We start from the raw sequence: 24,233 nt of genomic DNA, 5'->3' as shown, positions 1-24,233 counted from the left end.
TTAACGACCCCTTTAATTTTTTCTTATTGCTTGGTTATTTAATGTTTCTATCTCTTAATCTTTTCAATCTTATGCCATGACCTTGGGGTTTGTCAACAATCAGCGCATTATATAGTAGAAAAATTAATAAATATAGGTTAATTCATCAAAAATATCCTTTGCACAAGTAATTGCTTTAGCACCATCATTGATTAAATCATGACACCCTTTTGATTGTTCTGTCATCATCTGCCCTGGCACAGCAAAGACTTCTCTGCCCATGTCTAAAGCTAATTGAGCTGTTATTAATGAGCCACTTCTTTCTTTCGCTTCAACCACACAAAGTCCTGCTGATAATCCCGCGATGATGCGATTACGTTGGGGAAAATGTTCTTTTCTTGGTTTGCTGCCTCGTGGATACTCACTGATAATTAATTGTTTGTCGCTAATTTCTTGTTGAAGTAACTCATTTTCTTTGGGATACACAATATCTAAACCATTTCCAATCACCGCAATGGTTGCGCCGTTTGCTACTATAGTCGCTCGATGAACGCAACTATCAATCCCTTTTGCTAAACCACTTACTAATGTGTAACCTTCCGCAACAATAGCTGGAACTAAATAATTCACCACACGCTTTCCGTAAAAGGTCGCTTCACGAGACCCAACCATACTGATACAAGGTGTTTGTAATAAGTTTAGTTGTCCTTTATAAAAAAGAAGTGCCGGTGGATGATAAATCTCACGTAAAACTTGAGGATAACTGTCATCAAAATAAGTAATGAAGTTTTCTTTCAAATAATTTCGGTAGACTCGTTCGCTTCGCGATAACAAACTATCATAACTTCTTCGAAATCGTTTTAAATTCTGTGGTGCAACTTCAGCAATAGTCGCAATGTCATGAATGGTATAAGATTTTTCAGGATGATTCATAATCTCTGACATGACCTTAATTCGTCCTTGATGATTTAAGCCTTTTAACTGGTTTAATCGATAAAATAAATATCTTGTTGTATTCAAAAAAAGCCCTCCTTCACTATCTAATTAAAAGATATGTGAACCAGAACTTATTCCATTAAATCATGTCTTTAATTGGCGCAAATGTCTTGCGGTGGATTGGTGTAATCCCAAGTTTTTCTAAACCATCTAAGTGTTTTTTTGTTCCGTAACCAGCGTTACTAGCAAAATCATATCCTGGATATTGCTGATCGTAATCTTTCATCATCTGATCACGAATTTCTTTAGCAATGATACTTGCCGCCCCAATCGATGTACTTTTAGCATCTCCTTTAATGATACTTTCAAAAGGAATCCCAGCTTCAGGTAGAGGCATCGCATCAATTAATAAAAAATCTGGTTGGATTTTTAAATTTTGAACCGCTTGAACCATAGCCAGTTTTGTCGCTTGATAAATATTAACCTCATCAATCACTGCCTCATCCATCACACCAACACCAATCGCTAAAGCGTGTTCTTCAATTAAAGACACTAGCTCACCACGACGTTTTTCGGATAGTTTTTTAGAGTCATCTACCCCTGGTAACTCAAGTCCCGGTGGTAAGATTACCGCAGCAGAAACGACTGGGCCTGCCAAAGGGCCACGACCGACTTCATCAATCCCAGCAATTAATTGATATCCTTGGGCTAAAAATTGACGTTCATAAGCTAATAACTCATAAGCACGTTCTTTAAGTTTGAGCGCTTTTTCTTGTTTTTTTTCCCAACTGCTTAGCGCTTGTTGAACAGCTTTTCGTTCATCTTTTTTTAATTCTAAAATGAAGCTATCTTGAGCATCTTCAATTAAAGTTAAACGCTCTTTGATTGCTTTAATCGTTAGTGGTTTCTCCATTTAATTCCTCTTTCATTTCTGAGTAGCGATCCAAAGTAAAAGTGCCTAACATACCGCTACGAATTTCAAAAATAATTTTTTCGCTGGCACGTTCATAATCATCTCTAAAGCCACGTTTTTTCGTAATTAACAGTAATAATTCAACCCCTTCAAGAGCTAAATCTTCATCCGTTAAATCATAACGTTTTTTCAATGCTTCTGGATAATGTTTCGAGAAGAACTCTAAAGCATACAATGCTAAATCATCTAAGTGTAATAAATTATCTTTAATAGCACCAGTCAGAGCTAATTTCTTACCAATTGTTTGATCTTCAAATTTTGGCCATAAAATACCGGGTGTATCTAACAACTCTAAATCATTCCCCGCTTTTAGCCACTGTTGCCCTTTTGTAACTCCTGGCTTATTACCTGTTTTAGCAATATTTTTCTTTACTAATCGGTTCATCAATGTTGATTTTCCAACGTTTGGAATACCAATCACCATTGCACGAATAGCTTGGGGCTTCATACCGCGAGCTTGTTGGCGGTCACGTTTTTCTTTTAGAATTTCTTTACATGTGGGAACAATATTCTTAATTCCTTTTCCTTCATGCGAGTTAATAATTAGTGCTGTGTAACCTTTGTTTTCAAAATATTGACGCCACTTTTGCGTCTCATGCGGATCCGCTAGATCGCCTTTATTTAATAAGACTAAGCGTGGTTTTTGCTGAACAATTTCATCCATCATTGGATTACGACTTGATAATGGTAATCTTGCATCAACAAGTTCAAATACAATGTCAACATATTTTAATTTTTCAGTGACCTCACGGCGAGCTTTCGCCATATGTCCTGGGAACCATTGAATTGTCATAAATTTAACTCCATTCTATTTTCTATTTAATTGTGCCAACATGTTTTAATGGGTAATAAACAAATCTGGCCTTACCAATAATATTTTTTTCATTAATTGTCCCGATTGAACGGCTGTCTTGACTTAACAAGCGATTATCTCCCATCACAAAATAGGCATCTTTGGGAACCTTACCACCATCAAGCGTCTCAGCAGTATCAAAATTAGCCGTATGACGTTTGGAATCATCACTTAGCTCTTGATTCGGCCAAAAGGTTTCAACCATTAGCTCGTTATTAATATACAGCTGATTATCTCTAAAAGCTAATCTTTCACCCGGCATACCAATCACTCGCTTGATGTAGATTTGTTGGTCATCGCCTTTAAAGATAACCGTATCAAAACGATTAATTTTAGATATTTTTTCATACACAATTTGATCATCAGGATGTAAACTATTTTCCATAGAATTCCCTTTAACAGTCATCGGAATGAAGATGAAGCCTCTAATAATAAAGACAATCAATGCCGCTAAAACAACCATTTTGCCATAATAAAATAAAGGACTAACAATTTTATCTTTCAATGCTTTAACTCCCATCTATTGAGCTAATTTACTAGAAATTAATTCAATGCCTTTATCCACAACACGGTTATCACTGATTATTTTTTCAGCAATCAGCTGCTGAATCTTGAGTGCTGTTTCTTTATCAATAATCCCTGTTACAGGTAACCCTTGAGTTGTTTGTAATTCACGAACAGCAGCGGCAGTTGCTTCAGTAAATTGCTCATCATCAGCTGTGACATTATAGCCTAAAAGTGCTAATAAATGATTAATATTTTGCAAACTAGAACCACTCATCCCTAATTGATAGGTTTGTTCGGTACTGATTATTTTTAAATCATCATATTCTTTGAAATCAATTTCTGCTGTTGGTTTAATTCCTTTTTCATGAATCCATTCATCTTTAGGCGTTAACCATTTACTTGTTGTTAATTTTAAATCACTTTCTTTTGAAATTGGCGCGACCGTTTGAACTGTTCCTTTACCAAAAGTCGTTTCACCGACTAGTGGAATATCTGCTGACTGATTCAAGGCTGCCGCAAAAATTTCTGAGGCACTAGCACTTTTGCTATCCATTAGAACAACAGCTGGTTCAAATATTTTAAAGCCATCATCTAAGTCTTTTCCAGCAATTATTTGATTTTTCTTTTTAGTCTTATCTTCAAACTTAACGATTGTTTCGCCATCCTCTAAAAACATGCTAGACATAATAGCAACTTGGTCCAATAGACCTCCCGGATTTTGACGAACATCAAACATAAAGCCTTTTGCTCCATCTTTTCTTAAATCTTCGACTACTTTTTTGAATTCATCAGCAGTGTGACTTGAGAAAGAATTGATTGTAACATGTCCAATTTTTTTATCGCTAGGAACCAATTCACCTTTGACTGTATCTATTTCAATAGCTGAACGCGTTAACGTAACATCAAACGTTTCATTATCGCGGTTAATCGTCAGTGTTACTTCAGTATTCTCCTCACCGCGAATGGATTGAACAACCTCTGTTAACTCTTTATCTGTAACCTCTTCCCCATCTACGGCAGTAATGACATCCCCCGCTTTTAATCCCGCTTTTTGGGCAGCTGAATCTTTCATTGGTTCCTCAGCAATAGTCACTTGCTTATCCTTGATTGTCATAACAGCCCCAATCCCTTGGAAACTACCTGAGATAGAATCATCTAAATCATCCGCATTTTGACCTGTAAAGTAACCTGAAAACGGATCGTCTAAAGCTTGCGTTAGCCCTGATACAGCCCCATCAATAAGGTTGTCTTGATCTATCTCACCAACGTAATTATCTTTAATTTCTTGATAGGTTTTAGTCACTTTTTCTAAATCAGCAAAATCAGGATAACTTGCTAAATATTCTACTATTGGTTGTTGTCTATCTCGATTGATTGCATAGACACCGCCGCCTGCAATTAATGCCATCGCCAATAAAGATAAGACGTACTCCTTATATGAAACTGCTGGTCTTTTTTTATTATGATGTTTATTTTTATTCATCTAGTCACATACTTTCTTTAGCCAGTATTATATTAACCTAGTTTAACATATTTAGGCCTTGAACGCTTTTAGAATAACTATAAAATAAAAAAGCTAGAGGAACATCCTCTAGCTTTTTTATGATTATGCTTTCGCAGTTACACCACTTGTGATCACACCTAAACGAGGATCAACAGTGACTAAAATATTATTTTCAATTGTTGTTGTCGCGTTTGTTGCAGCAACGACTACTGGCGTACTTGTTGCAATCCCCACAACAGCAGCGTGTGAAGTTAAGCCACCTTCTTCAACGATTAAAGCTCCTGCTTTTTCAATCGCTGGCATGTAGTCTTTATCAGTTGTTTTCACAACTAAAACACAACCTTCAACAGCTTTTTCATTAGCTTCTTCTGCTGAAGTAGCCACGACAGTTGTACCCACATAAGCTTCACGACCAACACCTTGGCCTTCTAATAATTTAGAACCAATTAATTGGATCTTCATTAAGTTAGTTGTGCCGCGTTCACCAACTGGAACACCAGCAGTGATAAGGATTAAGTCACCCTCTGTTGCAAAGCCAGACTCTAATGACACTTCTGTTGCTAATGTAAACATATCATCTGTTGAAGCTGGTTTTTCAGTAACGGTTGGGAATACTCCCCAAGCTAATGCTAAACCACGTGCTTTACGTTCATCAAATGTAATCGCAACAATGTGTGATTTTGGACGGTATTTAGAAATCATACGAGCTGTGTGACCTGATTCAGTCGCAGCCACAATTGTTTTAATTCCTAAGTTACGTGCTGTATGACCAACTGATTGACCAATCGCTTCAGTCATATCGCCATTCACGTGTGCTTTAAGAGCAAAGGCATCTTGGTCTACCAAAGCTTCTTCAGTTCTAACAGCAATATTATGCATTGTTTGAACAGCTTCTAATGGGTAATCTCCGGCAGCTGTTTCACCAGATAACATAATCGCATCTGTACCATCGTAGATGGCATTAGCCACGTCACTTGCTTCCGCACGTGTTGGACGAGGATTTTTTTGCATAGAATCTAACATTTGTGTTGCTGTGATAACCACTTTACCTAATTGGTTACATTTTTTAATCATTAATTTTTGAGCAACTGGGACTTCTTCAGTTGGGATTTCTACCCCTAAGTCACCACGGGCAACCATTAAACCGTGTGAAACTTTTAGGATATCATCTAAATTATCGATACCTTCTTGGTTTTCGATTTTAGAAATAATTTGGATGTGAGTCGCATCGTGTTCATCTAAGATACGCGTAATTTCCAATACGTCAGATGGACGACGAACGAAACTTGCAGCGATAAAGTCAACATCATTTTTGATACCGAATTCAATATCTGCCGCATCTTTTTCTGTAATACCAGGTAAGTTGATTGAAGCACCAGGTACGTTAACACCTTTTTTGCTTCCTAGTAAACCTTCATTAAGGGCTTTTGTAACAATTTCATTAGCAGCTGTATCGATTTCAACAACTTCTAAGTCAATTAAACCATCATCTAATAAGATGTGAGTGCCAATTTCAACGTCTTTGATTAAGTCTTCATAAGAAACTGAGAATTTCTCAGGTGTTCCTTCAACTTGACTCATTGCAATACGGACTGTTGAATCTTTAACGATGGTAATTTTTTGACCACCTGCCATATCGTGAGTTCTGATTTCAGGACCTTTTGTATCTAAAAGAATTGCGACACGTTTACCTGAAATTTTTGACGCTTCACGAATGTTTTTAATGCGAGCACCGTGTTCTTCAAAGTCTCCGTGTGAGAAGTTTAAACGACAAACGTTCATTCCTGCATTCATTAATGCAACTAGAGTTTCAACTGTTTCACTTGCTGGTCCAATCGTACAAACGATTTTTGTTTTTTTCATAAATAAAACGCTCCCTTAATTTAATGGTTTTTATCTAATTCACTTAATTAAAAAGTAATTTCATTGTTCATTGTATAAAGAGTTAAATCTGGATGATGTTTTTGATTTTCTAACGTATCAATAATGTCAGAGGCAATAATTTCTTCGTTGCGGATTCCAACACATAGTCCGCCTTTTCCTTCTTTCAGTAATTCGACAGCTTTCCAACCGAACTTACTTGCCAGAACACGATCGCGAACTGATGGTGCACCACCACGAACAACGTGACCTAATACTGATACACGTTCATGGAAATCACCTTCTTGAGATAACAAGTCTTTAAACTCTTGTCCACTCATAACACCTTCAGCAACCATAATTAAACAGTGACGTTTGCCACGTTCACGGCTTTTAGAAATTTTAGCTGCAATTTCTTTGATGTCGAATTCACGTTCAGGAATCACGATATAATCAGCACCTGCTGCAACACCTGCCCAAAGAGCGATATCGCCTGCATCACGACCCATTACTTCAATAATGAAGGTACGAACGTGAGACGTTGCTGTATCTCTTAATTTATCCACCGCTTCTAATACAGTGTTTGACGCTGTATCAAATCCAATTGTATAGTCAGTTCCAGGAATATCATTATCAATAGTTCCAGGAATACCTACTGTTGGATAGCCGTGTTTTGTCAGTGCCAGTGCACCGTGGTATGAACCATCTCCACCGATGACAACTAAACCTTCGATACCGAATTTTTTAAGTTGCTCAATCCCTTTTAATTGACCTTCTTCTGTCGCGAATTCAGGATAACGAGCAGAATATAAAACTGTCCCACCACGTTGGATAATATCCCCAACATCTGAAACATCTAACTTACGGATATCGCCAGCAACTAAACCAGCATAACCGTAGTTGATTCCATAAACTTCCATACCTTCATAGATCGCTTTACGAGTCACTGCACGAACTGCAGCGTTCATACCTGGTGCATCCCCACCACTTGTTAAAATCGCAATACGTTTCATATCATCCACCTCAATATAATTTGATTAATGTATTAATTACTTAAATTCCACCATTAGTTTACCATCTTTTATGATAAAAGTCTTTTGTTAAACGAAAATTCGCTGAAAAAAAACTGAAAAGTTTTTAATAATCGAATTTAACGCACAACAACGTTAGTCTCACCTACCAGCGTTTTCAACTCTGTTTTCAATTCTAGGCTATTTTTAACCCAATGAGATTCAGGCAAAATGATTTTTTTATGAGTGACATCATCGATCACCATAACTGGAACTATCCCATGATGATTTTCACAGGTCGTTTTGACCGTATCAATCAGCTCACTTGATGTTAGTTTGATATAGCAAACCTCATCAGCAATCTTATCTTGATAATCTGCAGTATCCTCAACAGACTGGGCTAGCATTTGCAACTCTTGATTATAGCGACTTTTCTCAGATTTCCCGGTAATGATTAAAATCTTATCAATCGCTAACTTTTCTGATACATGGCGATACAATTGCGGAAAAATGGTAATTGATAATTCTCCACTAGCATCATGTCCATCTACAAAGGCCATTTGCTCCCCTTTTTTCGTACGGATGACATTCACTTTACGCACAAATAACATAATTGTGGCGTTCTGATCAGCGGTTAACAAATCAATCGAGCGAACTCCTTTAATCACTTTTAGTGCCGGATAGGCATCGACAGGATGACCTGACAAGTATGTCCCTAGATACTCTGCTTCTTGTTCAAGTTTTTCTGGAACAGAATAATCGTTAATCTCTTCTTTTTTCAAGCTTAAGATTGAAAGCAAATCCATACTCCCACCACTAATGGCAATATTTTTAATGAGACCGCTCAAATCATCCACTAATTGATGACGATTCGGATGTAACTCATCAAAACAACCACTGTAAATTAACGGTAAAATCGTTTCTTCTTTTAACCAACGTTGATCAACCCTTAATAAGAAATTATCCAAGGACTTGAATGGTCCATCGGCTTGTCTAACAGCAACGATATTTTTGATGAAATCAGCACGTAAGCCTTTTATGGCGCTTAGACCAAAAATGATCTTTTCTTTCGTTAAATAAAAACTGAATTGACTTTGATTGATATCTGGTCCAGCAATTTTTAAGCCCATCCGTTTGGCATCATTAATATATTCTTTTATCTTTTCTTGATTATGACGAACAGAATGTAACAGTGACACAAAGAATGCAGCTGGATAATGAACTTTCAAGTAGGCTAACCAATAGGCAATAAATGAATAAGCCATCGCATGCGAACGGTTGAAACCATAGTTGGCAAAACGTTCAATATAGTCATAGACTTCATTCGCCACTTCTTCAGTATAGCCTTGTTGTAAGGAACCTTTTACAAAGTGTTGACGTTCCTGATCGAGAATCTCTTTTTTCTTTTTACTAATAGCACGGCGGAGAATATCCGCTTCCCCATAACTAAAACCAGCCATCTTAGACACGACTTGCATAATCTGCTCTTGGTAGACAATAATCCCATATGTCACATCTAAAATATCTCGCAAGCTATCATGAGGATAAGTGATTGGTACTAAGCCTTTTTTACGCTCAACGAACAAGTCAATATTTTCCATTGGTCCTGGACGATACAAAGCATTCACGGCAGCGATATCTTCAATTGAAGTTGGGCCTAATTTTCTAAGAACATTTTTAATGCCCGCAGATTCAAATTGGAAAACGCCAACTGTTTTCGCTTGTCTAAATAATTTCAGAGTCTCTTCATCATCCATTGGAATTTCTTCTAAAACAATTTCTTCTTTATAGACACGACGAATTTTATCTAAGGTATTATCTAAAATGGAAAGATTTCTCAAGCCCAAGAAATCCATCTTAAGCAAACCAATCCCCTCAACATCACCCATCGTAAATTGCGTTAATGGTATATCGTTGGAACCTTCTTGTAGGGGCACTAACTCTGATAAGTTTTGGTCACAAATAACCACACCTGCTGCATGTGTTGAAATGTGACGTGGCAAACCTTCTAATTTAGAGGCCACCTCAAAGATAAGTTGATTCCGTTCTGATGACTCCACTAATTCGCGAAGCTTTTTGGATTCAGAGAACGACTGCTCTAGAGTGATTTTTAACGTATTTGGAATAGCACTTGACCACGCATTTGATTCATTTTGACTTAATCCAAATACACGACAAACATCACGCAATGCCATTTTAGCAGCCAATGTTCCAAAAGTAGCAATTTGAGCTACATGATGATGCCCGTATTTTTGATTAACATAAGCTAACACTTCTTCACGACGGTTATCAGGAATGTCTAAATCAATATCAGGCATGGTGTAGCGTTCTTTATTTAAGAAACGTTCAAACAATAAGTTATATTGAATCGGATCCACATCTGTAATATTGGTTAAGTAAGAGACCAATGACCCAGCTGCCGAACCACGACCAGGTCCTATCACAATCTTATTGTCAGCGGCAAAATTCATAACATCCCAGATGATTAGGAAATAATCAACAAAGCCCATTTCTTCGATGACAGATAATTCATAGTCTAATCTTTCTTGATAACGGCTATCTGGATTCGTCACTCTTTTAAGTAAGTTAGTAGAGCAAATCTCGCGTAAATAGCTCGCAGGGCTTACTCCTTCAGGTAACTCATAATGTGGCAATAAGGTTTGATTAAACTTCATCTCAAATTGACACTGAGAAACTATTTTCTCAATATTAGCCAACGCGACTTCCAAACCAGCCTGTTCATAAGCCTGTTTCATTTGCAAACTAGTTGGCAAATAACGTGTGCCAGTCTTTTGAACCGTATCACCCGCTAATTGCGAACCTTCCTCTAAATGGTTTAAAACGGTTAATGAAAAAGCATCACTTGGGTTCATGTAACGAACTTGATGCAACGCTACAGGTTGCATACCTGCTTCATACAAACGTTTCGCCCAACTACTTGCTAAATCAGGATTATCACCAAGCAAACTAATCCCGCCGTATACTGAATTTTCATCGGCATGTTGAGTTAGCTGTGCTAAATGGGTTCTAAATTCATTATCACGTTGCTCTTTGAAAAATTTAAACAACTGTGATGAGTGATCATCTATAATAACAATTAGGTTATTTAAATAAGGTAAAATGCGTTCGAAAAATAAACTTTCATTAGCATATTCTTCCATTTTCATTGTTGAAAGAACCATTAAATTTTCGTAGCCTTTTTGGTTTTTAGCAATCAAAATTAACAGCGTATCTACTTCGTCTTCAAGTGAATAACGTGTTTCAAGAGTTAAACCAATCAATGGTTTAATTCCCGCTTCTTTTGCAGTCCGATAAAACTCTACGACACCATGCATAACATTCAAATCTGTAATAGCCATTGCTTGATAGGCATCTGCTTTAGCACGGGCAATTAATTCTGGAATACGAACAGTACTTTTTAATAATGAATATGACGTGATAACTTGTAATTGTGCCTTAGCCAAAGTGAGCCCACCTTCCCAGTTTATTAGTGTTTTTAGTATACCATGAACCAACAAAAAATTCTTTTTTCAACCTAGTTTTTTTCATTAAATACTTTGTTTAAAGACTATAAGTATGCTAAAATTAATTTTGAAAAGAGGTGTCGTGCAATGCGTTATGCAGTCGTATTATTTTGGTCATTGATCTTAGGTCAAATTATTGCCTATCTTGGTGCTCAACTAAATCATGGAATGTATAATTTCCCACAAGCTGTTATTGGATCAATCTTCCTAGCAGTCATCGTTGTCTTAGTTGGCGAGATTTCTCAACCTAAAAAAAAGAAACTTACTAAATAAAACAAAAAAAGAAGCCTGCGGGCTTCTTTTTTATTTGTATTGAATTTTCTTTCCGAAAGTTCCTTTGAAATTGACAAACGATAAAATAATATTAATCACAATAAAACCGGCAGTCCCAATAAAAACGCTTGAATAGCCAAATCCTGCTGCAATTGTTGAACCAACTAAAGGTCCAAGCACTTGTCCAAAATTTTGAAACATTTGATTGTAACTAAAAATCCGACTAACTCCTTCTTTCGGAGAAATTTTACTAATAATCGCATTAATTGATGGCATCAACGCCCCAGTAGAGAAGCCCATTAAAAATCGTAAGACACCTAATTGAAACGGCGTTTCTACAAATGCCATAGGTAAAATACAGACGAGGAATAAAACTAGTCCACCCATCAAGACATTTTGGTTACCATAACGGTCCCCAATTTTCCCTAAGAATGGTGAAGAAATAAAGGCTGACACTCCAGCTACCGACACGATCATCCCTGAGACAAATAAAATATTATCTGCATCTCCTCCTAATTCTCGAATATAAAGGGTCAAGATTGGAGTAATACTCGTTACACCTAATTGTAAAATTAAGGTTGTTGCAAATAAACCGTATAAAATAGATGGCTTTTTAATCATTTTCATTAAGTCTTTTGCTGGAATAGCATCTTTTTTCTGAATCGGTGTAAAATCTTCCTTAACAAAAATAATCGTAAGAATTGTCGTAATTAATAAGACGGTTCCCGTGATGATGAAAACATTTTCCATCCCGACATGCTCTGCTAAATAACCACCAATCATTGGTGCAATTAAACTACCTGCAACTGTCCCTGTTGCTAAAGTACCAATAGCCCAACCATTTTTTTCTGGCGGTGCTTGCGAAGCAATCATAGCTGTAGCGTTTGGGACATACCCAGATAAGACACCTGTCATGAAGCGCATCACTAATAACCAAAAAACGTTTGGGACAAAAGCAAGCGCCCCCATCGTAAAAGTCATACCAGCAGCAGCGCGAACCATCATTAATTTTCGGCCTTTTCGATCTGCTAAACTACCCCAAATCGGTGCAACCAAGGCAGATGCTAATGCTGTGACACTTATCGCTAACCCTGCATAAAATTCAACTTGATCAGTTGGTGCTCCCAGTTGTTCGATATAGACTGGTATAAACGGCATCACTAAACTGAAGCTCGCTCCTGTAAAGAAACACCCTGACCAAGCAATATATAAATTTCGTTTCCAATCAATCTGCAACTAGTTCACCTCCTATTTTATTTGAATTCCTTAGAGCCCACAATTTTCTTAAACCGCTTAAAACTTACATTGATATCACGTAGCTCTTTTTGATAGTCTAACCCTGATAGAACACTTTGACAATCAGCAAATAATTTTTCACTGGCACCTGTTTTACCAGTATTATAAAGGTAGAAGACTTCACACACTTGAACGACTAGCTGTAAATATATTTGTGATTTAGGAATTGCTATTGATTGTAACTTTACAAACCATTGGTTCCCAATCTGTAAAGCTCCCTCTTCATAGGATAACATGATGTAATTACTTATCAAGTCAACAAGCAGCTGGGTATAACCAGCCATTTTCTCATAATGATGCAACTGTTGGAACGCTTTATTGATTAATTGATCGATTTGTTCCCCGTTAAAGAGGTGCGTCGTCAAAGACAATATCTCAATATGAAATAATAACCAAGTTGGTCGATTAATTAAATAATCAAAAACAAGTTGACGTTCTGAATCATCAATCGCTCTTTGTTTTTGGATATGACTTGGATTATAGGCTAACCATGCTTTTGCTAATAGAACAAGCATCTTATCATCCTTATTTAATTTATCTTTACCTAAGTTAGCTACTCGCTCCACAAGACGTTCATTATTTGTTCTAACTCCACGTATAAATAATTCTGATAACGCCTCTTTTGTATTAGACTTTTTCTCAATCAGGTTCAAAAACTCAGTGACCGTTAAATTCAAGCGTTCTAAGACTTTTATAAAGGTATCAAACTGCAGCATGACTTCGCCTTTTTCAAAACGAATCGCAAAACTCTTCACTATTAAACCATCATAAAAATCCTTTTGTAAGCTGCCTTGGGCAATTCTTAACTCACGAATGAACGGACCATAATTTTCCATTTTCACGCCTCCTTAAGTTAATAAAAAAACAAGTGACTAGGTCACTTGTCCTTTTTAAACTTAACTTGTTATTTCCCACAGCAAGCAAAAACAATTGCATTTTCACCAATATGAGTACCAATAACTGGACCAATCTGACCGATTTCAATATCAATCCCTGGAATCATTTCTTCCATTTCTTTTTTCTCTAATTCAGCAATGGCAAGACTATTCGCATGGATAATAAAGAATTTCAGTTCATTTTTACTTTTCTTTTGACGTTTAACCATAATATCTTCAGCACGAGATAAGGCTTTTTTTGTCGAACGAATTTTTTCTGACAGAACAATGCTGCCATCTTCAAATTTTAAGATTGGTTTGATTTTTAATAAGCTACCGATTAAGGCAGCGCCATTTTTAAGGCGACCACCACGTACTAAGATATTCAAGTCATCCACGACAAGATAAGCTTCGACATCTTCACGCATCTTATCTAACTTGGCTAAAATAGCTTCAGCAGATTCATCCGCTTCTGCCATTTTTAAGGCTGTTTCAACCATGTAACCCATTGGCATACTTGTGATTTTAGAATCGAAAGGATACACTTTTAACTCTTCAATTCCTGGTGCCATAGCAGTTAAATTGTTAATGAATCCTGAAATTCCTGAAGATAAATGAATGCAGATTGCTTGTTCATAACCTTGTTTTGCAATATCTGAAAACATCTCTAAGACCTCACCGATTGAGGGTTGTGAAGTTGTAGGAAACTCTTTACTATTATTCAATAACTCATAATAAGCTCCTAGCTCAATATCAATACCTTCATTATAAATTTTACCATCTACAATCACTGGGATTGGAACGATAAATAAGTTTGGATTATTTTTTAACTCTTCACTTAGAAAAGCTGTACTATCTGTTATAATTGCCGTTTTCATAATTATTTCCCCTTTTTTTCAAGCTCAGATAACATTATACTACAAATTATTAATTTTCGGTAAGAATTTGTATCTGCTAATTCGATAAGAAATCTGCTATTGCAAATGTATTGGATGCTTCATCAATTTCTAATACACTTCCTGCATGTTCATAAGAACCATAGCTCCATGACCCTTCAACGGGTACAGCTAATTTTTCTAAAGGCTTAGCGACTCCAAATATGAAATCTTTTCCGATAGTAGCATATAGTCTGTTAGGAACATCGGTACTAGTATAACCTTGAACTTTTCCCATTGCTTTAGGCAATCTGAACGCATTGAAAACTGATAGACCTTGATCAAAAACAGCATTCATTACTTGTTGCTGACGTCTAACACGTCCAAAGTCACCTTCTTCATCTTTTCTAAAACGCGCATATTGAAGTGCTTTATGACCGTCCATAATTTGAGGACCTTTCGCAATATCCTCGCCATCAACATCTAAGTCTTTTTCAGCGTCAATTTTAATACCATTTGGTAATAACGTATCCACAATTCGAGAGAATGAAGCAAAGTTTACAATCGCATAATATTGTACATCTACGTTAAAATTTTCTTTAAGCGTTTGACGAACTAATTCAGGTCCACCATAAGCGTAAGCAGCATTTAACTTATTATAGCCATACCCAGGAATATTAACGTAAGTATCACGCATAAATGAGACTAACTTTGGTGTTCGTGATTTTTTACTATAGTGGGCTACCATAATTGAATCTGAACGACCTCGATCTGTCCCTCTTGAATCACTTCCAAGTAACAAAACATTAGTAGAACCGTCATGATTATTTTGCCCATTAAAATCTGTCACTTCAATTTGGCCAAACTCACCATCAGATTTCGCTTCACTATTCCCTTTAATAAATTGGAAAGTGGAAAAACCAATCACTAATAGCAAGATAACTCCAATCGTTTTAATAAAACGTTTAAAGGAACTTTGTTTCTTTCTTTTTTTCGGTTGTTGCTCTTCCTCATAAAATTCTTCATTATTATTATCTTCAGCATCTTTGCCATGGTATTTTTCCATTCTTGACATCAATGACACCTCTTTTATTTTATTTGATGTTACTATCATAGGTCATTTCCGTTATAAAACAAAGAAAAAGACAGAATGTTTAAGATAACTTTAACATTCCTGTCCTTGTAATTTTTCTCTAATTTCAGCCGTGATTTTTTTTAATGGTTTATGGTTGGTATTTTGTCTAAAGGTTGCGACTTTTTCATAACTAACTTTTCGATCGAAGAATAATTTTTTCAATTCGCCTACATCACCTTCGGCTAAAGGTCTTGCACGACGTTTGTTCTTATTAATACGATAGTTAACGACACTAAAGCTTGCATGTAAAAAGACTACTGTTTCAAATTGCAGTAATAGTTCGACATTTTCCGGACGGGTCGCAATGCCACCACCCGTACTGATGACCCCTTCATAACTTCTTAACTCAGCTAGTAGTTTGGTTTCTTCCAGCCTAAAGGCTTCTTCTCCCGATTGTTCAAACAAATCCTTGATAGGCATGCCAATACGATTGACCAATTCTCGGTCCATATCCATAAATGGCAAACCAAGTTCTTTCGCTAAAATTCGTCCTATCGTCGTTTTCCCTACTCCCATAAATCCTACAAGAACCACTTGCATGTTATAAACCACCAATCATGATATTTTCTAAATCTTTAAAAAAGTTTGGATATGAAACTGCTACGGCATCAGCTTGTTCTAATTCAACCTCACCTACTTGAACTAATAAAGCTGCGATAGCTAAGGTCATGCCAATCCGGTGATCTCCATGACTTGAAACTTTCCTTGCTGTTAACTCTGTTTTACCTTTAATAATCAAGCCGTCTGATGTTGTTTGGATATCTGCCCCTAGCTTTCTAAGTTCAGACGCTGTCACATCAATCCGATTTGTCTCTTTATGTTTTAATTCTTCTGCATCAGCAATAACCGTTTGACCTGTCGCTTGTGTCGCAAGTAGCGCAATAATTGGCAATTCATCAATCAAACGAGGGATAATCTCACCTGAAATAGTAATCCCATGTAAGTCGCTACTTGAAACGGTCACTGTGCCAATTTGGCCAATCGAATCAGTTACTTCAACAGTTATTTTTGCACCCATTGCTTTCAAAACATCAATAATGCCTGTCCGCGTTTCATTTAATCCGACATTCGTTATTTTAACACAACTATTTGGGATAATGACAGCTGCCACCATAAAAAATGCAGCCGATGAAATATCACCAGGTATATTTAGTCCGCCAGGCGTTTTTAACGGTTGTTGCCCCTTAATCGTGATAGAAGTTCCAGCATTTTTAACGTCGACACCAAATTGTTTAAGCATTTCTTCCGTATGATTTCTTGATTTAACTTGTTCTCTAACCACGGTTTCACCTTGCGCGAAGAGACCTGCTAACAAAATCGCTGACTTCACTTGTGCACTAGCGACCGGCATCGTGTAGTCAATCCCTTTTAAGTCACTAGTACCAACTGTATTGATTGGTGCATATTCCGTTCCATTTGCCCCCGAAACTGTTGCACCCATTTCTCTTAGTGGTCCCATTACACGTTCCATCGGTCTTTTGACTAAAGACGAATCACCGGTGATAGTTGTTTCGTAAGGTAAACTAGCGAGGATACCTAACCCTAAACGCATAGTTGTTCCAGAATTTCCAACATCAATCGGTTGAGCTGGTCTAGAAAATTTGCGATGACCATCACTGATGACTTTCACCTTTTGGTCAACTATTTCAATGACCACACCTAATTCACGAAACATCTCAATTGTTGCCAAACAATCTTCCCCGGCCAGGAAACCTTCAATCTGGGTTTCTCCTGTTGCTAAAGAGGCCAACATCACACTTCTGTGAGAAATAGATTTATCCCCTGGCACACTAAATTCGCCTTTTAACCCTTTACTCGCTATCTTTAGTTGCAACAGAATCCCTCCTTAAAAGTTTTGGCACGCTTGTCGATAGTCCTTGATTTGAGCTTTTAACTGATCAAACTGATCAGCATCAAACTTATCTAAGATGGCTTCTGCAAAAACCGTTGCTGTCACATTTTCAGCAATGACACTAGCTGCCGGAACCGCACAAGCATCTGAACGCTCAATGCTGGCCTGATAAGCTTCTTTTGTTTCGATATCTACGCTTTGAAGTGGTTTATATAAAGTCGGGATTGGTTTCATCACGGCATTCACAATCACTGGTTGCCCCGTTGTCATTCCGCCTTCAAAACCACCTAAATGATTAGTTGTTCTTGAATAACCATTGTTCCATTCAATTGGATCCATTCCTTCTGAACCTGGGTGCGCAGCTAACTCAAAGCCATCACCAAATTCAACACCTTTAATCGCATTAATACTTTGGATGGCGAAAGCTAATTTAGCATCTAATTTTTGATCCCATTGAACATAGCTACCTAGCCCAACGGGTAAATTATTAACTTGAACAGAAATCACACCACCTAGTGTGTCGCCGTCTTGTTTGGCTTGATCGATTGCCGTTCTCATTTTGACAGCTTGTGATTCATCTGGGCAACGTAAGTCTGAGGATTCAATCGTTGAGACACTTTCTTCATTCATTTCATAGGAGTCAATCGAGATCCCACCAATTGATTTAACAAAGCCCATAGTAGTGATATCTAATTCACTAAGTAACTTTTTAGCAACGGCACCAATTGCCACACGCATAGCTGTTTCACGAGCTGACGAACGTTCTAAGACATTTCTTAAATCACGGTGTCCATACTTCATTCCGCCAACTAAATCAGCATGACCCGGTCTTGGTTTCGTCACTTGGCGTTTTAATTTTTCTTTTTCAGTCACAGGAGCTGTACCCATAACGGATTGCCAATTCTCCCAATCTTTATTTTGGATGATTAACGTTAAGGGTGACCCTAATGTTTTACCATGACGAAGTCCTGACGTGATTTGAACTTTATCTGATTCAATCTTCATACGACCGCCACGACCATAACCAACTTGACGTTTTGCTAACTCGTTATTAATATCTGACTCGTTTAAGGGTAAACCTGCGGGCAAGCCATCTATTATAGCTGTCAATTGTGGACCATGTGATTCACCAGCTGTTAAATATCTCATGCGTTCAGTTCCTTTCTGATATAATCTTTGACCGTTTCAAAAGAAACATCTAGTGTTTTGGCATTCCCTATTTCAGAAACATAAACTAGACGTAGTGCGTTCCCTTTATTCTTTTTATCACCTGACATAGCGGTTATGATTGCTTCAGCATCTAAACCGCTCATAGTTATTGGTAATTCAAACTTAGTAAGCAAGTCCGTTAGTTCTGTCATAAACTCTTTTGGTGTATAACCATAACTAATCATAGCTTCGGAAATTCGAACCATACCTATCGCGACCGCTTCACCGTGACTAATTCCTCTTGACTGTAATGTCGCTTCAACTGCGTGACCAAAAGTATGCCCAAAGTTTAAAATAACTCGTTGCCCAGCTTCTTTTTCATCAGCTTCGACAACACTTGCTTTCAGTTCACAACATCTTGCAATAATCGATTCTGATTGATTTAAAAAGTCTTCAATTGAGTTTAATTTCTGTAAGTCAGTCCACAAATTAACATCCAGAATAGCCGCTGTTTTAACAACTTCTGCTAGTCCTTCACTAATTCTTTCTCTAGGTAAAGTTGTTAATGTTTGCGGATCAATTAAAACGCCCGCTGGTTGATTAAAGACACCCACTAAATTTTTAATACCCACCGTATTAACAGCTGTCTTACCACCAACGCTACTATCGACTTGAGCTAGTAAACTAGTTGGCATTTGAACGTAACTAATCCCACGCATGTAAATACCCGCCACAAAACCAACCAAGTCACCAACAACGCCACCACCAAGAGCTACTACACCATCAGTTCTTGTCATGTTTTCTTCCGCTAACCACTGACATAATTCTTCAGCTCTAGTAAAAGATTTTGACGCTTCACCAGCTGAAATTGTTTTGGTTACTACCCTATAACCCGCCTCTTCAACTGACTGACAGACTTTATCTAAATAAAAAGATGCTACTTCTTCATCAGAAATAATTGCAACTTTTTTATCCGTTGACCAAATTTTAGAAAGCCATGAGCCACATTTAGATAACAAGCCTTTTTCAATACTGATTTGATATGATTCATTTGGTAAGTTAACAGATACATTCATGACTTTCCTCCTTTATTTTGACTGTCTCAATTTTTTGATTTTCTTCATCGTTGGTTCTAAAATAGCAACTTCTTTCATCATTTCTAAATAATCAGCTTCATTTAAAGATTGTGGACCATCTGACCAAGCTTTATTTGGATCAGGGTGAATCTCAACAATCATTCCCGAAGCTCCTGCTGCTAAACCAGCTAAAGCCATTGGTTTAATGCATTCACGAACTCCAACACCGTGACTTGGGTCAACAATAATTGGTAAGTGACTTAACCCTTGGATAATTGGCACAGCACTTAGATCAAAGGTATTACGCGTCATTTGTTCATACGTACGAATACCACGCTCAATAAAGATAATATTTAAGTTGCCTTGAGCCGCAATGTATTCTGCAGCATGTAACCACTCGTTAATCGTTCCAGAGATACCACGTTTCAACGCGACCGGTTTCCCAGTGCGACCAACGGCTTCTAGCAAACGGAAGTTTTGCATATTACGCGCGCCAATTTGAATAATATCTGTATATTGGCAAACTAAATCTAAATTCCCTTCGTCCATGACTTCAGTAATCATTTTTAAGTCATAGCGATCAGCTGCTTCACGCATGAGTTGCAGACCTTCTTCACCAAGTCCTTGGAAATCATAAGGCGATGTTCTTGGTTTAAAGGCGCCACCACGAAGGACTTTGGCACCTCCTGCTGCTGCCATACGAGCCGTTTCAAATATTTGTTCACGACCTTCCACTGAACAAGGTCCTGCCATCGTGACATACTCATCGCCACCAATTAATAAACCATCAACATTGATGATTGAATTTTCAGGGTGAAAGTCACGACTGACTAATTTATAGCTACTGTTTAATTTTTCTAATTTATAATCTAGTGGAAGAGTTTCTAAAAAGTCTAAATCTGATTCCTCTTTAGTTCCTAAGACACCAACAACTACTTTTTGGCCCTCACTTAAAACAGACTTAAATCCTTTATCTTTCAAAGTATCTTGTAGAAGTTTTAGGTCAGCTTCTTTGATAGTTTTATTTAAATGAATAATCATTTGTCATTATTCTCCAATCGATTTTTTACCGCTTCTTTTACAGGAGTAATCGGCATGTCTTTAGCCGTCCATAATTTAAAGGCTTCTGAGGCTTGGTAAATTAGCATATCTAAGCCGTTTAACGTGCGACAACCTTGCTCTTCTGCCCATTTCAATAGTTCAGTTTGCTTCGGCACGTAGATGATATCAACGACGACTGAATGGCTGGACAGCTTAAACCTAGGGTCTAACGGAGTTTCATCCTCTAACTCCGCCATACCAACATTTGTACAATTCACAATAATATCAGCACTCTCGATGATAGCTTGTAATTCATCTGAGAAAGCAATAACTGTTATGGGGCAATTTGTCAGAGTTGATAATTGTTCCATCTTAGCTACAGTCTGATCAAAGGTGTCATTTTGACGTTTTAAAACAACTAATTGACTAACGCCTTGCTTTGCTAATTCATAAATAATACTTAGCGCTGCACCACCTGCACCTAAAATAAGGACCGTTTTATCTTGAAATACAATGTCATTCACTTCTAACCCTTTAACAAACCCTCTACCATCTGTATTATCTCCAAATAATTTACCGTCGTTTACGATAACTGTATTGATGGCGCCAACAACTTTAGCTGTATCAGATAAATCATCTACTAAAGGAATAGCTAATTGTTTATTCGGCATGGATAAATTACAACCTAAGAGTGTTGACTGACGCAATTCGGCAAAGCAAGATTCTAAAGAATCACTACCAGTATCAACAAGGGTATATTGCCCGTTGATATTTAATTCAGCAAAAGCTGTATTATGAATCACAGGTGATAAACTATGACCAATTGGCGAAGCTAATAAACTGGCTAACACTGGTTTTTTAATTGCTTTATCCATCGTACGACTCCTCTTCAAAATAAAAACGTTTGCCAAAGAAAAGCTTAGCAAACGTTCTAATTACTATCATTTGAATTACCAAATTAACATGTCACATGTTTCGTCCTAGTCAATTCAATTTTGCACATCCAAAGAGTTTAACTATTAGGCATAACGTCCTGTAAAATTAACTTTGTACAACAAGTATATAACGCTAAAAAATGATTGTCAATTCAGCGTTTGATAGCTTATACCCGCTTTGTAAAAAAACAAAAAACACTATCAATTAAGATAGTGTTTTAATTAAATATGCCACCTAAAAGCTGTTCTAAAGTAAAGTAAATTGCCACAACTACAAGCGCGAACCCCAAAAGAATTCCTACTGTTGTTATTAGATTTCCACCGCGAGCGTTTTTTCGACGACGAAGGTTAATCACTAACCTAGATAACATTATCATTACTATGCCGACCAACCCCATTAACAACGGAATTAATTTATTGGTTTTAAACTGTTCAGTGATTGTTTTATCTGAATCGAATCCTAAATTACTCGCTAAAGTTTTCTCTTTAAATTTAACCGTTGGTGCAGAAATTTTATCAGACACACCTTCTAAACCGGTATCAATTTTGATTCCATTTTCACTAAAATCAACTGAAAATTCTTGTTCAGGTTTAACTAATGCATAGACATCGTCATCCAAAATAACGTCACGTCCACTGATTGTATTTTCACCTTTTGACAGGACTTTGCGATAATCGTAATCTTTAAACATCTTATCTAGCAAAGCATTCCCAATTGGGAAACGAATATCTTCGCCGTTCTGTTCTTCCCACGTTCCAACACCTAATAAAACTTCGATAAAACGTTTATCATCTCGAACAGCTGTTGCTCCATAACCAAACGCCGCTGATGGACTAGAACCTGTTTTTAAACCATCCATGCCTGGGAAACTATACTTATTCCCTTCCACAGAAAGAACATATGATTCAAAAGTTTCTTCATAGGGTGTCCCAGATTTGACTGTTACTTTCGGATTTTTAGTAAATTCTAACACTTCGGGATGATGTTTCATAAAGTTATAAATTAAAATTGAAATATCACGAGCGGTTGAAACATTGTCACCATTCGGATCATAACCTTCAGGATTATATAAGCCCTCAAAAGAGGCTGCCGTTGCTCCTGAAGAATTATAGTATTTCGTTTTCGTCATTCCTAATTTTTCAGCCATATTATTCATTTTATCAATGAATTCACCACGTTTACCTGGCGACACAACATCCGATAACATAACTGTCGCAGCATTTGATGATGGGATTAACATAATGGTTAATAATTCTCGTAAGGTATACTCAACCCCTGTTACCATTTTATTATTACTTAATGAATAAATTTGCGAAATGGCTTGAATATCATCTGTCACTTTAAATTTACTATCTAAAGTTAAATCACCCTCGCTAATTTCATCTAAGACAATATAAGCAGTCATCAACTTGCTTAAACTAGCGATTGGCCAGACTTTATCTGGATTTTCAGACCAAAGCACGTCACCACTTAAACTATCAATAACGATACCACCTTTAGGTCGATAAAATTCTGGATAAACACTGCCCGCTTTTGCTGCAATCTTCATAATATCATCTTCTGGTTGAATGGTTGGCTTCTCTGCTCCGTTCAATTTACCCGATAATGTCTTATCAATTACTGGCAGCTCTTCTTCCGCCGCGTAACCTGACATTGAAGAAGAAAATAACCCCACTATAACTAGAAGGACTAGCAAAACTTTAACTTTTAAATCTGTCATTTTTTGTTACCCTCCTAGTCAAAATAAAAGGCTTCGAAAGTTTCTTCAAAGCCGGTTAATTAAATAATAACGTCCTTTAGTTCATCAATGACTTCACCAGTTTTTTTAGGTTCTCCATCTGGAGTTAACCCTTTAGCTTCCTGATCTTCTTTTAGCTTTTCATTCGCTAATTCATCAGCGGTCATTGCTGGTTTCCCCATACTCATTGATTTGAAATAATCAAAGGTATTTTTTTCAATATCTTTTTTCTTAGATAGAACTTTACGAGCTGTTTCTTTTTGATCTTCAAAATGAATCAGCGTGATACCATCTTTGATTTTAAAGAATGAACGAACTCGGTCTTTTTCATTTACTAATGGATATAAGTAAACTGTCCCATCAAACTTAACCGCTTTTTCTTCATCGTTTAGAACTGATTCTAACACATCGTAATTTTCATCATGTTGATCAATAATTGCAACGGTAATGCTGTCATTATTTACAATCGCTTTTTCAATTTTATTATACGGAATCAATTCCACATGGTTGCTTTCTTGGTAATTACGACCAACTAAAGAATTTGTTTCTTTCGTAATAATTGAAGCTTTTGTTCTTGGAATAGCAACAATCATAATCAACGCTAAAAGAACAATTGACAACAATGTAATCGCAACAATTTCTTTTCGTTCTTTAAGAGATTGCCAAAAATGGTGACGGCTTTCTTTCATACGCGGAGAAAAATTTGCTTTTTTATCGCTGATTCCACCAGTAATATTATTATATATAGTTTGAAGTTCGTTTTTTATCTTAGTTAATTTATCCATGCACTTCACCTTTACTCTGTTATAATACATAGTATACTAATTGCTGATAGAAAAGA

General features: G+C 36.9%; 21 protein-coding genes. 1 reads left to right on the top strand and 20 read right to left on the bottom strand.

All coding sequences use genetic code 11. The annotated features are described in order from the left end of the window. Nucleotides 1-123 precede the first annotated feature (123 nt). From dprA to dnaE, 8 genes are all read right to left on the bottom strand, one after another. Nucleotides 124-999: a DNA-processing protein DprA gene (gene dprA / locus G7081_RS05525; protein ID WP_166007960.1), complete on the bottom strand. Its 876-nt coding sequence runs from the start codon at nt 997-999 to the stop codon at nt 124-126. A 55-nt stretch (nt 1,000-1,054) separates the two neighbouring features. After that, nucleotides 1,055-1,828: a ribonuclease HII gene (locus G7081_RS05520; protein ID WP_166007959.1), complete on the bottom strand. Its 774-nt coding sequence runs from the start codon at nt 1,826-1,828 to the stop codon at nt 1,055-1,057. After that, a complete protein-coding gene (ylqF, locus tag G7081_RS05515) occupies nt 1,806-2,681 on the bottom strand; it encodes a ribosome biogenesis GTPase YlqF (protein WP_166007958.1) in 876 nt (291 codons plus the stop codon). Before ylqF ends, G7081_RS05520 begins: the two co-directional genes overlap by 23 nt. A gap of 22 nt (nt 2,682-2,703) precedes the next feature. Next, nucleotides 2,704-3,246 (bottom strand): signal peptidase I, encoded by a 543-nt coding sequence (gene lepB, locus G7081_RS05510; protein ID WP_238786628.1) that lies wholly within the window; start codon nt 3,244-3,246, stop codon nt 2,704-2,706. Nucleotides 3,247-3,261: 15 nt separating this feature from the next. Further along, entirely contained in the window at nt 3,262-4,731 is a 1,470-nt protein-coding gene (locus G7081_RS05505; RefSeq protein WP_166007956.1) for a S41 family peptidase, read from the bottom strand. Between the two features lie 123 nt (nt 4,732-4,854). Then, complete coding sequence (gene pyk, locus G7081_RS05500; RefSeq protein ID WP_166007955.1) at nt 4,855-6,615, bottom strand: pyruvate kinase; 1,761 nt, start codon at nt 6,613-6,615, stop codon at nt 4,855-4,857. 47 nt (nt 6,616-6,662) lie between these two features. Continuing rightward, entirely contained in the window at nt 6,663-7,625 is a 963-nt protein-coding gene (gene pfkA / locus G7081_RS05495) for a 6-phosphofructokinase (protein WP_166007954.1), read from the bottom strand. A gap of 137 nt (nt 7,626-7,762) precedes the next feature. Further along, nucleotides 7,763-11,086 (bottom strand): DNA polymerase III subunit alpha, encoded by a 3,324-nt coding sequence (gene dnaE / locus G7081_RS05490; RefSeq protein WP_166007953.1) that lies wholly within the window; start codon nt 11,084-11,086, stop codon nt 7,763-7,765. Nucleotides 11,087-11,233: 147 nt separating this feature from the next. Here dnaE and G7081_RS05485 point away from each other — a divergent pair, with 147 nt between their 5' ends. Then, nucleotides 11,234-11,419 carry a YjzD family protein gene (locus G7081_RS05485; protein ID WP_166007952.1) on the top strand — a complete coding sequence of 62 codons (186 nt, stop codon included), beginning with the start codon at nt 11,234-11,236 and terminating at the stop codon, nt 11,417-11,419. Nucleotides 11,420-11,449: 30 nt separating this feature from the next. On the opposite strand, the gene G7081_RS05480 is transcribed toward G7081_RS05485, so the two are convergent. From G7081_RS05480 to G7081_RS05425, 12 genes are all read right to left on the bottom strand, one after another. Beyond that, nucleotides 11,450-12,655, bottom strand: a complete 1,206-nt coding sequence (locus tag G7081_RS05480; protein WP_166007951.1) for a multidrug efflux MFS transporter — start codon at nt 12,653-12,655, stop codon at nt 11,450-11,452. Between the two features lie 17 nt (nt 12,656-12,672). Continuing rightward, nucleotides 12,673-13,551 (bottom strand): Rgg family transcriptional regulator, encoded by an 879-nt coding sequence (locus tag G7081_RS05475; protein ID WP_166007950.1) that lies wholly within the window; start codon nt 13,549-13,551, stop codon nt 12,673-12,675. A 68-nt stretch (nt 13,552-13,619) separates the two neighbouring features. Continuing rightward, nucleotides 13,620-14,468, bottom strand: a complete 849-nt coding sequence (locus G7081_RS05470) for a DegV family protein (protein ID WP_166007949.1) — start codon at nt 14,466-14,468, stop codon at nt 13,620-13,622. Between the two features lie 76 nt (nt 14,469-14,544). Beyond that, nucleotides 14,545-15,540, bottom strand: coding sequence for an LCP family protein (locus tag G7081_RS05465; RefSeq protein ID WP_238786627.1), 996 nt, complete (start codon nt 15,538-15,540; stop codon nt 14,545-14,547). Between the two features lie 90 nt (nt 15,541-15,630). Then, nucleotides 15,631-16,140 (bottom strand): shikimate kinase, encoded by a 510-nt coding sequence (locus tag G7081_RS05460; protein ID WP_166007948.1) that lies wholly within the window; start codon nt 16,138-16,140, stop codon nt 15,631-15,633. Nucleotide 16,141: 1 nt separating this feature from the next. Then, nucleotides 16,142-17,434 carry a 3-phosphoshikimate 1-carboxyvinyltransferase gene (gene aroA / locus G7081_RS05455; protein WP_166007947.1) on the bottom strand — a complete coding sequence of 431 codons (1,293 nt, stop codon included), beginning with the start codon at nt 17,432-17,434 and terminating at the stop codon, nt 16,142-16,144. Between the two features lie 12 nt (nt 17,435-17,446). Further along, nucleotides 17,447-18,601, bottom strand: coding sequence for a chorismate synthase (aroC, locus tag G7081_RS05450; RefSeq protein ID WP_166007946.1), 1,155 nt, complete (start codon nt 18,599-18,601; stop codon nt 17,447-17,449). Beyond that, nucleotides 18,598-19,677 (bottom strand): 3-dehydroquinate synthase, encoded by a 1,080-nt coding sequence (aroB, locus tag G7081_RS05445; protein ID WP_166007945.1) that lies wholly within the window; start codon nt 19,675-19,677, stop codon nt 18,598-18,600. The genes aroC and aroB overlap by 4 nt, the downstream gene beginning before the upstream one ends. Nucleotides 19,678-19,689: 12 nt before the next feature. Continuing rightward, nucleotides 19,690-20,718, bottom strand: coding sequence for a 3-deoxy-7-phosphoheptulonate synthase (gene aroF / locus G7081_RS05440; RefSeq protein ID WP_166007944.1), 1,029 nt, complete (start codon nt 20,716-20,718; stop codon nt 19,690-19,692). Next, on the bottom strand, nt 20,715-21,593 hold the full coding sequence (aroE, locus tag G7081_RS05435; protein ID WP_166007943.1) for a shikimate dehydrogenase: 879 nt from the start codon (nt 21,591-21,593) through the stop codon (nt 20,715-20,717). Before aroE ends, aroF begins: the two co-directional genes overlap by 4 nt. A gap of 278 nt (nt 21,594-21,871) precedes the next feature. Then, a complete protein-coding gene (locus tag G7081_RS05430) occupies nt 21,872-23,374 on the bottom strand; it encodes a D-alanyl-D-alanine carboxypeptidase family protein (protein ID WP_166007942.1) in 1,503 nt (500 codons plus the stop codon). Between the two features lie 59 nt (nt 23,375-23,433). Continuing rightward, nucleotides 23,434-24,177 carry a hypothetical protein gene (locus G7081_RS05425; protein WP_166007941.1) on the bottom strand — a complete coding sequence of 248 codons (744 nt, stop codon included), beginning with the start codon at nt 24,175-24,177 and terminating at the stop codon, nt 23,434-23,436. Between the last annotated feature and the right edge of the window lie 56 nt (nt 24,178-24,233).

The organism is Vagococcus coleopterorum, from assembly GCF_011303955.1.
GTDB lineage: Bacteria > Bacillota > Bacilli > Lactobacillales > Vagococcaceae > Vagococcus_D > Vagococcus_D coleopterorum.
Note: the sequence above shows the minus strand (reverse complement) of the source record. Positions and strands in the feature narration are given on the sequence as shown.

What these genes read in the sequence shown, in the direction of transcription:
- aroE (WP_166007943.1), bottom strand. Translation starts at nt 21,593, where the DNA reads ATGGATAAAGCAATTAAAAAACCAGTGTTAGCCAGTTTATTAGCTTCG.
- G7081_RS05460 (WP_166007948.1), bottom strand. Translation starts at nt 16,140, where the DNA reads ATGCAAGTGGTTCTTGTAGGATTTATGGGAGTAGGGAAAACGACGATA.
- G7081_RS05475 (WP_166007950.1), bottom strand. Translation starts at nt 13,551, where the DNA reads ATGGAAAATTATGGTCCGTTCATTCGTGAGTTAAGAATTGCCCAAGGC.
- G7081_RS05470 (WP_166007949.1), bottom strand. Translation starts at nt 14,468, where the DNA reads ATGAAAACGGCAATTATAACAGATAGTACAGCTTTTCTAAGTGAAGAG.
- aroB (WP_166007945.1), bottom strand. Translation starts at nt 19,677, where the DNA reads ATGAATGTATCTGTTAACTTACCAAATGAATCATATCAAATCAGTATT.
- pfkA (WP_166007954.1), bottom strand. Translation starts at nt 7,625, where the DNA reads ATGAAACGTATTGCGATTTTAACAAGTGGTGGGGATGCACCAGGTATG.
- pyk (WP_166007955.1), bottom strand. Translation starts at nt 6,615, where the DNA reads ATGAAAAAAACAAAAATCGTTTGTACGATTGGACCAGCAAGTGAAACA.
- G7081_RS05425 (WP_166007941.1), bottom strand. Translation starts at nt 24,177, where the DNA reads ATGGATAAATTAACTAAGATAAAAAACGAACTTCAAACTATATATAAT.
- aroC (WP_166007946.1), bottom strand. Translation starts at nt 18,601, where the DNA reads ATGAGATATTTAACAGCTGGTGAATCACATGGTCCACAATTGACAGCT.
- aroF (WP_166007944.1), bottom strand. Translation starts at nt 20,718, where the DNA reads ATGATTATTCATTTAAATAAAACTATCAAAGAAGCTGACCTAAAACTT.
- G7081_RS05485 (WP_166007952.1), top strand. Translation starts at nt 11,234, where the DNA reads ATGCGTTATGCAGTCGTATTATTTTGGTCATTGATCTTAGGTCAAATT.
- G7081_RS05505 (WP_166007956.1), bottom strand. Translation starts at nt 4,731, where the DNA reads ATGAATAAAAATAAACATCATAATAAAAAAAGACCAGCAGTTTCATAT.
- G7081_RS05520 (WP_166007959.1), bottom strand. Translation starts at nt 1,828, where the DNA reads ATGGAGAAACCACTAACGATTAAAGCAATCAAAGAGCGTTTAACTTTA.
- G7081_RS05430 (WP_166007942.1), bottom strand. Translation starts at nt 23,374, where the DNA reads ATGACAGATTTAAAAGTTAAAGTTTTGCTAGTCCTTCTAGTTATAGTG.
- ylqF (WP_166007958.1), bottom strand. Translation starts at nt 2,681, where the DNA reads ATGACAATTCAATGGTTCCCAGGACATATGGCGAAAGCTCGCCGTGAG.
- G7081_RS05465 (WP_238786627.1), bottom strand. Translation starts at nt 15,540, where the DNA reads ATGTCAAGAATGGAAAAATACCATGGCAAAGATGCTGAAGATAATAAT.